Source organism: Flavobacterium sp. YO12 (assembly GCF_004119495.1).
Taxonomy (GTDB): Bacteria; Bacteroidota; Bacteroidia; order Flavobacteriales; family Flavobacteriaceae; genus Flavobacterium.
In genome coordinates this window covers 25,596-40,105 of record NZ_NRQU01000015.1, presented here as the reverse complement: position 1 = coordinate 40,105, position 14,510 = coordinate 25,596, and the positions used below count along the sequence as shown (strand labels likewise).

General features: G+C 33.3%; 13 protein-coding genes, 1 pseudogene and 1 riboswitch. Of the genes and pseudogenes, 3 read left to right on the top strand and 11 right to left on the bottom strand.

What is annotated here, in order from left to right; genetic code table 11:
• Positions 1-14 precede the first annotated feature (14 nt).
• Complete coding sequence (locus BOW55_RS06970) at positions 15-530, bottom strand: hypothetical protein (protein ID WP_089054166.1); 516 nt, start codon at positions 528-530, stop codon at positions 15-17.
• A gap of 165 nt (positions 531-695) precedes the next feature.
• Here BOW55_RS06970 and rpmH point away from each other — a divergent pair, with 165 nt between their 5' ends.
• Both rpmH and carB read left to right on the top strand, forming a co-directional pair.
• The gene (rpmH, locus tag BOW55_RS06965) at positions 696-857 is read left to right on the top strand and encodes a 50S ribosomal protein L34 (RefSeq protein WP_008464848.1); all 162 of its coding nucleotides are present in this window, start codon (positions 696-698) and stop codon (positions 855-857) included.
• 146 nt (positions 858-1,003) lie between these two features.
• Positions 1,004-3,859: a carbamoyl-phosphate synthase large subunit gene (gene carB / locus BOW55_RS06960; protein WP_129023552.1), complete on the top strand. Its 2,856-nt coding sequence runs from the start codon at positions 1,004-1,006 to the stop codon at positions 3,857-3,859.
• Positions 3,860-3,927: 68 nt separating this feature from the next.
• On the opposite strand, the pseudogene yiaA reads toward carB, so the two are convergent.
• The 5 genes and pseudogenes from yiaA to BOW55_RS06935 all read right to left on the bottom strand — a co-directional run bounded on the left by yiaA (position 3,928) and on the right by BOW55_RS06935 (position 6,529).
• A pseudogene (gene yiaA / locus BOW55_RS06955) lies at positions 3,928-4,325 on the bottom strand (inner membrane protein YiaA).
• A 163-nt stretch (positions 4,326-4,488) separates the two neighbouring features.
• Entirely contained in the window at positions 4,489-5,025 is a 537-nt protein-coding gene (locus BOW55_RS06950) for a DUF4252 domain-containing protein (RefSeq protein WP_129023550.1), read from the bottom strand.
• A gap of 2 nt (positions 5,026-5,027) precedes the next feature.
• Entirely contained in the window at positions 5,028-5,555 is a 528-nt protein-coding gene (locus tag BOW55_RS06945) for a DUF4252 domain-containing protein (RefSeq protein ID WP_089054171.1), read from the bottom strand.
• A 16-nt stretch (positions 5,556-5,571) separates the two neighbouring features.
• Positions 5,572-6,033, bottom strand: a complete 462-nt coding sequence (locus BOW55_RS06940) for a hypothetical protein (RefSeq protein WP_129023549.1) — start codon at positions 6,031-6,033, stop codon at positions 5,572-5,574.
• Entirely contained in the window at positions 6,020-6,529 is a 510-nt protein-coding gene (locus BOW55_RS06935; RefSeq protein ID WP_129023548.1) for an RNA polymerase sigma factor, read from the bottom strand. Before BOW55_RS06935 ends, BOW55_RS06940 begins: the two co-directional genes overlap by 14 nt.
• A gap of 157 nt (positions 6,530-6,686) precedes the next feature.
• Between BOW55_RS06935 and BOW55_RS06930 the strand changes: the two genes are divergently transcribed.
• A complete protein-coding gene (locus tag BOW55_RS06930; protein WP_129023547.1) occupies positions 6,687-8,159 on the top strand; it encodes a S41 family peptidase in 1,473 nt (490 codons plus the stop codon).
• A 71-nt stretch (positions 8,160-8,230) separates the two neighbouring features.
• Here BOW55_RS06930 and BOW55_RS06925 read toward each other — a convergent pair whose 3' ends face one another.
• From BOW55_RS06925 to cobT, 5 genes are all read right to left on the bottom strand, one after another.
• Positions 8,231-9,277: a YncE family protein gene (locus BOW55_RS06925; protein ID WP_129023546.1), complete on the bottom strand. Its 1,047-nt coding sequence runs from the start codon at positions 9,275-9,277 to the stop codon at positions 8,231-8,233.
• Between the two features lie 5 nt (positions 9,278-9,282).
• Positions 9,283-11,136: a TonB-dependent siderophore receptor gene (locus BOW55_RS06920; RefSeq protein WP_129023545.1), complete on the bottom strand. Its 1,854-nt coding sequence runs from the start codon at positions 11,134-11,136 to the stop codon at positions 9,283-9,285.
• A 26-nt stretch (positions 11,137-11,162) separates the two neighbouring features.
• Positions 11,163-11,369: riboswitch (cobalamin riboswitch) on the bottom strand.
• Between the two features lie 66 nt (positions 11,370-11,435).
• Positions 11,436-11,972 (bottom strand): alpha-ribazole phosphatase, encoded by a 537-nt coding sequence (gene cobC, locus BOW55_RS06915; RefSeq protein ID WP_129023544.1) that lies wholly within the window; start codon positions 11,970-11,972, stop codon positions 11,436-11,438.
• Positions 11,957-12,748, bottom strand: coding sequence for an adenosylcobinamide-GDP ribazoletransferase (locus tag BOW55_RS06910; protein ID WP_129023543.1), 792 nt, complete (start codon positions 12,746-12,748; stop codon positions 11,957-11,959). The genes cobC and BOW55_RS06910 overlap by 16 nt, the downstream gene beginning before the upstream one ends.
• A 24-nt stretch (positions 12,749-12,772) precedes the next feature.
• Positions 12,773-14,452 (bottom strand): nicotinate-nucleotide--dimethylbenzimidazole phosphoribosyltransferase, encoded by a 1,680-nt coding sequence (gene cobT / locus BOW55_RS06905; protein WP_129023542.1) that lies wholly within the window; start codon positions 14,450-14,452, stop codon positions 12,773-12,775.
• Positions 14,453-14,510: the final 58 nt, after the last annotated feature.

The following is a 14,510-nucleotide window of genomic DNA, read 5'->3' as shown; positions in this document are numbered from 1 at the left end:
TGTAATTTAGAAAATTAGATTTTCTTCATTTGTTCTTTCATCATTGAGATTTGCTCTTTCAGCATTCCTTGTTTGTCTAATTTTTTAGCTTCAGCTAATAAATTTGTTGCTTCAAGTTTTCTTCTGCGTGACATTGCGACTCCTGCAAGATTTAATTTTGCAACGGCTAGATCCATATCCATAGATAATCCAAGTTCAATTGCTTTTTTGAAATGTTTCTCAGCTTGGATAAGATTTGTTTGAGATAACATGATTCCGTGAAGATAATTAAAATAACCTTGTTGTTTTCTTACTAATGCAGTTTCAGGGTTTTTAATATAAGATAACCATTTTTTTGCTCCTTCAAAGTCTTGTTTTCTTAATTTAAGGAAGGCTAAAAGGATAAATTCATTTTTAAAGTAAAGAAAAATTGGAATTGCAGTTAGTAATAAAAGGAATATTCCGTTACCTATATTACTTTCTGTAAATTGCCAGATGCCAGCTACTACAAGTAATCCAGCTAAAATAAGTTTGATAATTTTATTAAACATAATTGATGTATATTTGTGATTGCAAATATAGTAAAATGAATTAAAAATATTTTTATTAAAGTACTTGCCAGAAAAAAAAGTCTTTGTATATTTGCACTCGGTTTTGGAATAAGGATCTCCAAAACAGAAAAAGAGATATTAGATACCATTTAAAGATACAAAGCAATGAGCAAAAGAACATTTCAACCATCGAAAAGAAAAAGAAGAAATAAGCACGGATTTATGGACAGAATGGCTTCTGCGAATGGAAGAAAAGTTCTAGCGCGTAGAAGAGCAAAAGGAAGACATAAATTAACTGTTTCTAGCGAGCCTAGACACAAAAAATAATGTTTGTATAAACATACATAAGGCGATTACTTTTTTAGTATCGCCTTTTTTTATACCTTGTCGGTAATAAATTTGTAACATTCTAGTTTCTAAAGCACTGTGAATGTTTTTTGAATACATTATAATAACTACACAATACATACAAAATGCCTAAAGACACATCAATAAAATCAGTTTTAATAATAGGTTCAGGACCTATTGTTATTGGTCAAGCTTGCGAATTCGATTATGCGGGATCTCAATCTGCACGCTCGATTCGTGAAGAAGGAATTGAAGTTATCTTGATAAACTCAAATCCAGCGACGATTATGACCGACCCAACCATGGCCGATCATGTTTATTTGAAACCACTAACTACAAAATCGATTATTGAAATTCTAAAGGAACATCCACAAATTGACGCTGTTTTGCCAACTATGGGAGGACAAACGGCTTTGAACTTGTGTTTGGAAGCTGAAGAAAAAGGAATTTGGCAGGATTTCGGCGTAAAATTAATCGGGGTTGATGTAAATGCAATTAACATTACCGAAGACAGAGAGCAGTTTAAACAGCTTTTGGAAAGAATTAATGTGCCAACTGCACCTGCGAAAACAGCTACTTCATATTTAGAAGGGAAAGAAATTGCTCAGGAATTTGGTTTCCCGCTTGTAATCCGACCTTCATTTACACTTGGAGGAACTGGAGCAGCAGTTGTTTACAAAAAAGAAGATTTTGATGAGCTTTTAACTCGCGGACTTGAAGCTTCTCCAATTCACGAGGTTTTAATTGATAAAGCTTTGATGGGATGGAAAGAATATGAGTTAGAACTTTTGAGAGATAAAAATGATAACGTTGTAATTATCTGTTCGATCGAAAATATGGATCCAATGGGAATTCATACTGGAGATTCGATTACAGTTGCACCAGCAATGACATTATCAGATACAACTTTCCAAAAATTACGTGACTACGCGATCTTGATGATGAGAAGTATCGGAAATTTTGCTGGGGGTTGTAACGTACAATTTGCAGTTTCACCAGACGAAAAAGAAGATATCGTTGCGATCGAAATTAATCCTCGTGTATCTCGTTCTTCTGCTTTAGCATCAAAAGCAACAGGTTACCCAATTGCTAAAATTGCTTCTAAACTGGCTTTAGGATACAATCTTGACGAATTGCAAAACCAAATTACAAAATCAACTTCGGCTCTTTTTGAACCAACTTTAGATTATGTAATCGTAAAAATACCACGTTGGAACTTTGATAAATTTGAAGGTGCTGACAGAACTTTAGGACTTCAAATGAAATCTGTTGGTGAAGTAATGGGAATTGGACGTTCTTTCCAAGAAGCATTACACAAAGCAACTCAATCTTTAGAAATTAAAAGAAACGGTTTAGGTGCTGACGGAAAAGGATATAAAAACTACGAACAAATTATCGAGAAACTAACTTTTGCAAGTTGGGATCGTGTTTTTGTAATTTATGATGCGATTGCAATGGGAATTCCGTTGAGCCGTATTCACGAAATCACAAAAATCGATATGTGGTTCTTAAAACAATACGAAGAACTTTATACTTTAGAGAAAGAAATTTCGAACTATAAAGTTTCGAATCTTCCAAAAGAGCTTTTGCTTGAAGCGAAACAAAAAGGTTTTGCCGACAGACAAATTGCTCACATGGTAAATTGCTTAGAAAGTGAGATTCATACTTTACGTATGGATCAAAATATTAACCGTGTCTTTAAATTGGTTGATACTTGTGCGGCTGAGTTTAAAGCAAAAACACCTTATTACTATTCTACTTTTGAGGCTGAAATCGAAAAAGCAAACGGCGAGCGCTACGTAGATAACGAAAGCATTGTAACGGATAGAAAGAAGATCATCGTTTTAGGTTCTGGACCAAACAGAATTGGACAGGGAATCGAGTTTGATTATTCTTGTGTACACGGAGTTTTAGCAGCTAAAGAATGCGGTTACGAAACAATTATGATCAACTGTAATCCTGAAACGGTTTCGACTGACTTTGATACAGCTGACAAATTATACTTCGAACCCGTTTTCTGGGAACATATTTATGATATCATTCAGCATGAAAAACCAGAAGGTGTTATTGTTCAGTTAGGAGGACAAACAGCTTTGAAGTTAGCTGAAAAATTATCTAAATACGGAGTAAAAATCATCGGAACTAGTTTTGATGCACTTGATTTAGCCGAAGACAGAGGACGTTTCTCAGATTTATTGAGAGAATTACACATTCCTTTCCCACAATTCGGAATCGCTGAAACGGCGGATGAGGCTTCTGCTCTTGCAGATACTTTAGACTTCCCATTATTGATTCGTCCTTCTTATGTATTAGGAGGTCAGGGAATGAAAATTGTAATCAACAAAAAAGAATTAGAAGAGCACGTAATCAACTTGTTGAAAACTATTCCAGGAAATAAATTGCTTTTAGATCACTATTTAGCTGGAGCAATCGAAGCTGAAGCGGATGCAATTTGTGATGCTGACGGAAATGTTTACATCATAGGAATTATGGAGCATATCGAACCTTGCGGAGTTCACTCTGGAGATAGTAATGCTACTTTGCCTCCTTTTAACTTAGGAGAATTTGTAATGCAGCAAATAAAAGATCATACAGAAAAAATTGCAAGAGCGTTGAAAACTGTTGGTTTAATCAATATTCAGTTTGCTATAAAAGACGATACGGTTTACATTATCGAAGCAAATCCAAGAGCTTCTAGAACGGTGCCATTTATTGCAAAAGCATACGGTGAGCCTTATGTGAACTATGCTACAAAAGTAATGTTAGGACATAGTAAAGTAACTGATTTTGATTTTAACCCACAATTAAACGGGTTTGCGATCAAACAGCCGGTTTTCTCTTTCAGTAAATTCCATAATGTAAACAAAGCATTAGGACCAGAAATGAAATCGACAGGAGAAAGCATTTTGTTTATTGATGATTTAAAAGACGATCAGTTCTACGAATTGTACTCTAGAAGAAAAATGTATTTGAGTAAATAATCTCAAATTCTAATATAAAAAAAGCTCCAATGAAAATTGGAGCTTTTTGATTTTAGTTAGGTCTAAGTTTATTCATTTTCGCTAAAACTCATATTGTCACGAGATTTTTTTGAACAGAGATTGCTCCAAACAATGCTAATAAGAAGGCAAATGCATAGAAGCCTTTTTCGCTTGGTAAAATTGTTGCATTCCATAAGCCAACAGCTAAAAGCACAATTGATAAAAGAGTTCCAAACCAGCAGATTCCATAGTAAATGTCAGTTACTGGAAGTTTTTCAAGTCTGTCTCTAACGCTTTTTTGTAATGAAACCACAGCAAAAAGTCCAAACATTAGAACTGTAAAATAATAGCCTTTTTCGTTTAGCAGCATTTCAGCTCTTGCTAGTCCAACAATATATCCAATCATTCCAGCTCCAAGAGCTACCCAAGATGCCGCTATAAAGGCATTCGATGTTTTTTGTACCATGTTTGTTTTTAATTTATTAAATGTATTGGTTAGCGACAAATGTAATTAAATTCGTATAATATATACAATAATGCCTATAAATATTATTCAGTTTTATCTTCTTAATTGTTAAAAATAAAAAAGCTCCTAATGGAGCTTTTTCAATTTAAGTAAGATGTATTTATTATTTAACCAGCTGCTGTAAAGGCTTTAACTGTTCCATGTCGATATTTGATTGTTTTAAAACAGTCATTAAAGTCATGATGTTATTTGGATTCATGTTTTTTCCTAAAACACGAACTACTGCAAAACCATTTTCTTTTCGGTTAGCAAAAACAACAAACTCTTCAATGTTTTCATCTGTGCCAACATAACTTATAGAAGCGCCGTCTTTACCTGAGCCAAACGTCATTAGCTGTTGATATTTTGGGTCTTTTAAAATAGCTTTGACTTTTGCTCTTTCTGTTTCAAATTGAGCTTGATTTTTGTCGTTTGCTTTAAAAGCTAGAATATTCATCTTGTCAAATGACTTTAAAGCTTCATTTTGCTCGGCGGATAATTTTGCTTTTTCTAAATTTAAAATAGTAGGAGAAACATCTAGAGCAATAAAATCTTTATTGTCTGTATTTTGCACAAAATACTTTTGCAATGAAGGTTCAGAATTACAACTTACTAAAGTTACTAATACTAAAAGGGCTGAGGTAAAAACGCTGATTTTCATGATTATTTTTTGCCTTTAGAGGCTTTTTTTAAGTCTGAACCGCCTGGAAGCTGCATTTTGTCTGTAAGTACTGAAATTTCGTTTAAGTCAAAATTTCCAGTTAGAGAAAGTAAAACAGTTTCGTCATTTTTTGCGCCGTCAACAAACATAAGTAATTCTCTAATTTGTGTATCGCTTGCACCTGATTTTACCATTATGCGTACATTTTTTCCGCTGTCGTTTACTCTCATAAGTTCTTCCAGACCTGCTGTTTTAATATATTTATCAGCAGAAGCTTTCATGTCGGCTTCGATTTTAGGATTTTTTGTTGTAAACACTTTCAAATAATCTAATTTTTTAATCAAATTAATGTACTGCTGTGTTTCTTTATCAGTAGCGTCAACTTTTACTTTGCTCATTAAATCGAACATTTTTTTGTTTACAATTACTGATGTCACATCGTCTTGACCATCAAATTTGTCAAAGGCGCCTTGAGCATAAAATACATTTGTTACAAAGGCGAATACTAGTGTTATGATAAGATTTTTCATTTTTGATTGAATTTAATTACTGTTTAAAAATTTTGTTTTTTGATTGTTCGTATTCGTTAATGTATTGTACACTTTCGATACCTACATTAACATTGTTTGATAATAATGCCAAAGCTTTTTGAGTCGCTTTCAGCGCTTCTTCCGGATTATCATAGGTTCCTAATTCTGATTGTGCTGCAACTACTGGAGCTGCATTTTTTTCACTAACAAAGAAATAAGTTCCAATTCCGAGTAAAACAACAGCCGAAGCAGCAATCGATAACCACGCTACATTTCGTTTCTTAGTTTGTAGTGGAATCTCTTGTGTCGATTTTTGCTGTTTTACCTGAGAGAAATAACCAAAAAGTGGTTTGTATTGCTCCAAATGCTGCGCAACATTTGATGATGAAAAGTATTCTTTTAACTGATTTTCTTCGGCAATAGTTGTCTCTCCCTCGAAGTATTTTTCTAATATATGTTCTATTTTATCTGATTCCATAACTGTGTGTGTTAATCATTTCTTCTCTAATTTTTTTTCTTGCTCTTGAAAGTGCTACCCGAATCGCCGTTTCATTCATGTTGACAATTTTTGCAATTTCTTCAAATTCATATTGCTCGACATCTCGCAATTGAATCAGTATTTGCAATTGTTCAGGGAGTTGATTTACTATTTTTTCAACCCATTCTAAACTGTCTGAATCTTCCAGTTTTTTATCCAATTGCGGCTCACGATCTGTGAAATTATTATGTACAATTTTTAGATTTCCAGCTCTTTTTGATTTTAACTGATCAAGACAATAATTTTTAGTCATTGTCATTGCCAGCGCTTCAACATTATTATAAGCACTCAAATCGTCTTTTTTATTCCATAATTTGACCAATACCTCCTGAGCAGCATCTTCTGCTTCTTCGGTGCTGGTAAGCAATCGTTTTGCCAGACGAAAAACTTTGTCTTTAAAAGGATTTACTAATTCTATAAACACATTCTGGTTCATAAATTAAAGGTTATTCGTTAGCTTATATAATCAAGACGAGGCACAATTATTTTTGTTACAAAGACTTTGTATTTTTTTTGTAAAAAAAGAATACTACTTAAAACTAAAGATAGTATTTTTACGTTAGTATTCTATAATGATGCCGAAACCAAAATTTATGAAAACAATTCTAAGGTCAGCACTTCTCTTGTGTATGTTAGCATTTTCTTTGCAGTCTTGTGAAGATCAGGACGATGTTATGTCTCCATCTCATTTACAAGTTAATGATTTTGTATGGAGAGGATTGAATGAAGTTTATTTATGGCAGGCTGATGTGCCAAATTTAGCTGATGACCGTTTTGCTTCAAAAGCAGATTTAGAGAATTACTTAGCGGGTTATTCAAGACCTGAAGATTTATTTCAGGATTTGCTGAATAAACCAATCAGCAAATATCCAAATGGTAATGCAATAGATCGTTTTAGCTGGATTGTTGATGATTATACTGTTTTAGAACAGGAGCTTAATGGCATTTCAAAAAATAATGGTTTAGATTTTAAGCTTACTAGAGTTGCTCAAGGATCTAATGATTTAGTTGGTTATGTTCGTTATGTTATTCCTAATTCTAACGCATCGACTAAAGATATTAAAAGAGGAGATTTGTTTACGAGTATAAACGGAACAAAACTTACGATTTCAAATTATCAATCTTTATTGAATACTGATAATTATACTTTAGATCTTGCTGATTTTAATGGATCTGCATTTGTATTGAATGGAAAAACGGTTTCCTTATCTAAGACAACTTTAGAAGAAAATCCTATTCTTATTAATAAGGTGATTGAATCTGGAGAGCACAAAATAGGATATTTAATGTATAATGGTTTTTATGCAGGGTATGATGCGAGGTTAAATCAAGCTTTTGGGGATTTAAAAGGAAAAGGAATTACTGATTTAGTTTTGGATTTAAGATATAACGGCGGAGGTTCTGTAAGATCGTCTACGCGTTTAGCCAGTATGATTACCGGGCAGTTTGAAGGGAAAATATTTTCGAAAAGACAATATAATTTTAAGCTTATGGCTGGAATGACAGCAGATGATTTAGAGCTGTTGAATGAAAGATTTGTAAAAAGTATTGATGGTGCAGTAATAAATAGTTTAAACTTGGCGAGAGTATTTATTATCACTACAGCAAATACAGCATCTGCAAGTGAATTGGTTATAAATGGACTAAAACCATATATTGAAGTTATTCAAGTTGGCGAAATTACTACAGGTAAAAATGTGGGATCGTTTACGGTTTATGATTCTCCAACTTTAACAAAGACAAAGGTGAATCCAAATCATAGATATGCTATGCAGCCATTGGTTTTTAAAATTGCTAACGCTGCTGATTTTGGAGATTATACACAAGGATTGCCTCCAACATATGAACAACGTGAGTCTTTTAAAACATATGGCGTTTTGGGAGAAAGCAGCGAACCGCTTTTGAATCTGGCGATTTCTAAAATAACAGGAGCAACTGCCAAAAAAGTTCAAACGGAACAAGATGTAGTTTTGCCTGAAATCAGTAATTCTAAAAAAATAAATGGACTTCGAAATGAAATGTATTTAGAGAATGTTCCAAAAGAATTTATGAGGACTTTAAAATAGAAGTAAAAAAATAGGCTTTCAGAGATGAAAGCCTATTTTTTTCCAAAAACTAATAACAAATTCTAAAAGAATTAATCATTAAAATAGAAGCCATTTGGTGCAATACCAACTGTTAATTCTTTTAGTAAAGTTCCAGTTAAGTTATAGATGTAAGCTTTACTGTCTACTTTGTAGTTACCGCTGTCTGCCAAGTAAACTTTACCGTCTTTAACTGCAAAACCATATAAGTTAGCAACTGAAGGAGCATTGAAAATTGGAGTTGAAGAAACTGCAGTTGCAGAAGTGTTTATAACATAAACTGAGCTTTTTACGGTATAATAAATTTTGTCATCAGAAATATCTAAATATCCAGCTTTTTCTAAGCTTGCAGGAAATGGAAGTTTAGTAACAGATTTATCTGCTAATTTTACTTTTACAATTTCGCTGCTTGCTCCACCCCAAGGTGCTCTTAAAATATATAAAACACCATCTTCTTCTTCAATTGAATCAGCACTTGTTCCAATTGTTATTGGAGCTTCTACAGTTTTAGTTGCAATATTAACAATCAAAAGTTTGTCGCTTGCGTCTGGTTCAGTAATGTACAATTTACCATTTTCAAGAATAAGTCTGTTTGCAGTAGCATTCAATTCGATTTTTGATTCTACCTTGTTTGTTGCTAAATCAATTACAGCAACATAATCGTCAGTATCACCAGTAGCTGGATTAATGTACGAGTAAGTGTTTGCATTAGTAACGTAAGCTTTTCCGTCTTTTACAACACCATATCTTGGATTAGCAAGTCCGCTGTCGATTTTAGCAATCAATTTAAAAGTATATCTGTTTACTACATTTATAACATTTGAACCACCAGCAATGATATAAGCTCTGTCTCCGTTAAAGAAAATGTTTTGAGCATATTTTCCAAGTAAATCTGAACCGTTTGCTGCAGTGTAAGCATCTTTTGTAAAAAGACTAAAATCATCACTAGAAAAAGAAACTGTCCCTTGTCCTGTACTTCCTTCATTTAAAATGAAAAATCCGTTGTCATATTCTCCTTTTGGCTGGTCATCATCGTCATTAGAACAAGACACAAATAAGGAAACACCAAGTGCTATTAAAAGTAATTTACTAAGTTTCATAAATATTAAAATTTTAAAGTTAAATACATGTTGAAATTTCGACCCGGCATAGGTCTGTTCTCAAGACTTTCATAATTTTCGTTGAAAATGTTCAATACCTGAATACCAAGTTTGAAGGAGTCAAGAAATTTAAAATCATAATCGATTCCAATATTGGATAACGTATAATCTTTTATGATTTCGTCTGGATTGTTATCTGCTCTGGTATAAACAAATCCATTATATAAAAATTGATAATAAGCAGAGATTCTATTTCTAGAATATGAAACGGAACCTGTGACTTTATTAAACGGAACAAAGAAAAGCTGTTTTTTGGTTTCTTCGTCTTTAGAAGCCGTGTAGGCATAAGAAGCATTTGCGCCAAAAATATTCTTGCCATATTGTTTTTTCCAGCTCAACAAAGTTTCGGCACCATAACTATTAACCTTATCTCTATTTTGAGGTGTCCAAATGCCGTTTGAACCCGGAACCCATTGCAGTAAATCTTTAATTTTGATGTAATAAAAAGTCTGTGTCAACGAAATGTTTTTAAAGGTAAAAACGTTTCCAATTTCTGCCTGATAAGAGCTCTCTGGTTTTAAATCGGGATTTCCGCCTTCTTCCCAATATAAATCATTAAAAGTTGGGATTCTAAAGTTTCGAGATAAATTCAGTTTTAAATTGTACAATTTGTTAAACTGATAAGAAGATCCAAGATTGAATAAAACCGGTGATTTGTAATTGTCTGTAAATTCTTTTCGAATACCAAATTCATTCTTCCAGTCAGTCGAGAAATCTTGTTTTATAAGTAAAGCAGCCGAACCAATTTCTCTAGTGTTATCTCCAAAACCGCTTCCGTAGCCTTTTGTTCTGTTATAGTCTATGATTCCATTTATCTGAGTAGACTTAAACAAAGTGTAACCCAAATCAGCTTTAGAAATAAAGCTTTCCGTTTTTCCGTACGTATATTGATTTTTTGAATTATCAGCATAATACTGATAGTTTTCAAAAATATACGCTGTTTTGAAATTTGCAGTAAGTTTTCCAAAATTACCGTCGTATTCTAACAAGTTTCTGTTGAAACCATTAACATACTTGCTTTTAGTTTCTGTTTCAGTAATTAAAGAAGTATTTCTATCTGTATTTGAAGTTTGAGTATATAATTTTAAGCTGTTTTTGGCATTAATTTTATACCCCACATTAGCATTCATCGTAATAACGTCGTATTGTCCGTTTTGGTTCCAGCGTTGTTCGCCTCTCCAAGTATATTGATTTAAATACTTATAATCGTTTGTTGAGCTGTTTTTAGAAAAACCAATTTGAGCACTCCATTTTTCGTTAGAAATATTAGTTTTATAATTGATTCCAATCGAGTTGAAACTGCCGTAGTCTAGTCTTAAATTATTTTCAAAACGCTTATAAAAACTCATGTCATTATTTAAATGTACAGTTCCTCCAATTGCGCCGCTGCCGTAAATAACACTTCCTCCGCCTGCTTTTACGCTGACAGAATTATAATCGGAACCAGAAATGGTGTTGAAATCAGTACTTCCATTCATTTGAGAATTAATATTAATTCCGTTCCAGATTACTGCAGTCTGAGAAGAAGTAGTTCCTCGAAAAGAAACCGTAGAAAGCATTCCACGGCCATACTCTTTAAAATAAAGAGTCGAATTAAAATTTAATAAATCAGTAAGTAAAGCTTCATTTTTACTTATAATGGAATCATTAAGTTTTAAAACAGATTGGGAGTTGGAGTATTTTTTTAGATTGGCATCAGAAACCAGAACCTCTTTCAGGTTATTAATAGTATCTTTTTGCGCCAAGATACTCTGGCACAATAATAAGAAAAGACAAGCAAAACGTATTTTTAAAGTCATAATTTCTACACTCCTTTTCCCGAGAGCTCGATATTTGTTACAAAGGCAGGTCTCCTGGCTTGCGTCTTGTTGTTTACCTTCCCATTCGTCGCGGCGAACAGTGGTTTTGTAGTTTACAACAAGCATTCTTTTCAGAACAAAGCTTACAGTTGCGGGTACAGCTCAAGAATTTTTACTTGATTCCCTTTTAATGTGTTAATAATAAAAACACAACCTTAATTTGCTGCAAATATAAAGTTAAAAATAATGATAATTCAAATTTGTTTTACTTTTCAGGTCAGAATGCAAACAAAAGGACTTTATAATTCGATTTTTATAATCTGGCCAAAGTCTACTTTATTTTGAAAAGCATCCTTTAACGGCAGTGAAGTCTGGTGGCATAAAATACTTCTAATTACGCCGGCATGTGCTGTAATAACAATTGGAGATTTTATTTTTTTTGAAATAAGTGCATCGATAAAATCTCCAACTCTGTCATGTAGTTCTACAAATGATTCTCCATTTTGAACTTTAATATTTACAAAATCTTCCATCCAGGGATTTAATTGTTCTAGTGGAATTTCATTCCAGTTTTTCAATTCCCAATCGCCAAAATTCATTTCCATTAAACGTTCGTCTTCTTGATATGAAATTGCTTTAGTTTTTGCTTGAATGTATTTTGCTAAAGTGACACAGCGTTTTAACGGACTTGTAAAAATTAGAGCTTCTGAAGGTAGCTGCGAGACAATGTTTTCGAATATTGTTTCAAAAGGTTCAGCAATATCAACATCAGATTGCCCGTAGCAGATTCCTTTTTCGCAAACCGTTTCAGTATGACGAATTAAATAAATTTCCATATCAAAAGAAAGCTTAAGTAATAAACAACTTCACAAACTTGCTGCGTTGCGCCAAGACAGTCTCCTGTATAGCCGTCGATCCATTTTTGGAAATATCTAGCGAGAAAATAACGCATAATAAAAACAGGAATTAAAGCTAAAAGGAATTTAGAATTGAAATAGGAGAGTGCCAGCAAAGGAATTAATCCAAAGAAAAAAGATCCGAAAATTTCTTTCCAGCTATGTTGTTTAGCAATAGGTTTACTTTTGCTAGAAGCATCGTCTCGAGAATATTCATGCGTGAAAATAATACTAATCGCAGTCAAACGACTTACAGAATGAGCAGAAATGAATAACAGAAAAACTAATAAATAAGAATTACTGCTTGTAAAAAGCGAAATTGATTCTGTCAGCAATTTAAATTTTGCTAAAAAAAGTAAAACCAACCCAATTGCTCCATAGGCTCCAATTGCGCTGTCTTTCATAATCATGAGGATTTTTTCTTTAGTCCATCCTCCGCCAAATCCATCGCAGACATCTGCAAATCCATCTTCGTGAAAAGCTCCAGTTGTCAGTACAGAAGCTATGATAGCAAAAATAACTGCCGTTTCTGTTGATAGGAAAAGAGAAAAAATATAGAAAGCAGTAAATGAAATTGTTCCTACAATCCAACCAATAAATGGAAAATATCTAGTTGCTTTATTTAAGTAATCTGGATCATGATTGATGTTTTTTGGACAAGGAATTCTAGTGTAGAACATCAAACAGGTGAAGAAAATGTGTAGTTCTTTTTTCATTTAAAATAAATTTTTATTTGGAGTTTACTTGCGACTAACCCCAGCACTTTCAAAACTTGCCATTTCGTTTAAAAATGCTTCCGCCGATTTTAAAATCGGAAAAGCGACTGCGCAGCCGGTTCCTTCGCCCAAGCGCAAATCTAGATTTAAAATAGGTTTTGCATTTAGGTAATCTAGTAATTTTATATGTGCTTTTTCGGCAGAGCAGTGGCAGAAAACAGCATTATGTTTGATGTCAGGATTTATTTTTGAAGCAATTAAAAAAGCTGTGCTGCAAATAAAGCCATCAACCAGAATAAGCATTTTGTTTTCATAAGCTGCGAGCATTCCGCCGGCAATTTGTAAAATTTCAAAACCGCCAAAATAAGCCAGCTGCTGTTTTAAATCGGCTTGACCAGAATAATTTTGAATGGCACTTTTGAGCAAATTTTGTTTTTGAATTAACTTTTCGTCTTCAACACCAGTTCCTTTTCCAACACAATCTTCAATTGGTAAATTAGTTAAAAGACTCATTAATACAGATGCTGTCGAAGTATTTCCAATTCCCATTTCACCAAAACCGACACAGTTTGAACCCTTTTTGGCGATTGTATCAACAATCGATTTTCCCTTTTCAAGACACAATTGCAATTCGGTTTCACTCATTGCTGGAACATGAAGAAAAGATTGTGTTCCTTTTGCAATTTTAGCATTTATCAATTTGGCATTCGTTGGGAAATCATAATTTACACCTGAATCTACAATAGATAAATCAATATTATTTTGACTGCAGAAAACATTGATTGCGGCTCCGCCTTCTAGAAAATTAGTCACCATTTGGCGGGTAACATCTTGCGGATAAGCACTAACTCCATGATTCGCAATACCGTGATCAGCTGCAAAAACTACTATGGCAGGATTTGTTATTTTTGGATTTAAGGTTTCAAAAACGGTTGCCATTTGAAAAGCTAAAGTTTCTAAAGTCCCTAAAGCGCCAATAGGTTTTGTTTTTGAATCTATTTTATCTTGAAGAAGTGCGCTGAAATCTGTTTTGATCTCAGTACCATTTTGTTGTTTTAAATCTAAATCAAGAAAATTTGATTTTTGTATTTTATCGATTTCAGTACAAATCGGAGTTTCAGATTTTTGTTTCCAATGTAATTGCTGCAACATTGGCTGATTGTTATAATTTGTTGCTGGTTTTCCAATACAGAAATAACCAAGCGGTTCTATATTATCTGGTAAATCAAGAATTTTTTTAAATTGATAATAATTGATAATCGAAACCCAGCCCATTCCATAACCTTGTTCAGTAAGCGAAAGCCAAATGTTTTGAGCTGCACAAACTGAGCTGAATTTTACGGCTTCGTTACTTCCAATTGTTCCAATCGTAAACTGATTAAGAACGGAACGATCATAAGCTATAATAAGTCCTAGAGGAGCTTCTTCAATTGCTTCTAGTTTTAAGGATCTGTAAAGTTCTTTTTGTTCTGGATTATCCGTTAGTTCTTCCGCTTTTTTATTATAATCTAAAAAAAGTTCTTTTACTGCAGTTTTAACTTCTTTAGATTTTATGATATAATATCTTGTTGCATCGGTCAGCCCAACAGAAGGCGCCCAATGTCCAGCTTGTAAAGCTTTCTGAATTACTTCATCAGGAACTTCGTCTGTTGTAAAATGCCTTGTATCACGACGTGACTTTAAAATATCATCTAAATTGCTCATTTTTAAATTCCAGTTTTTAAACTCCAAATTCCAATACAACTGAAATTTGAATATATAA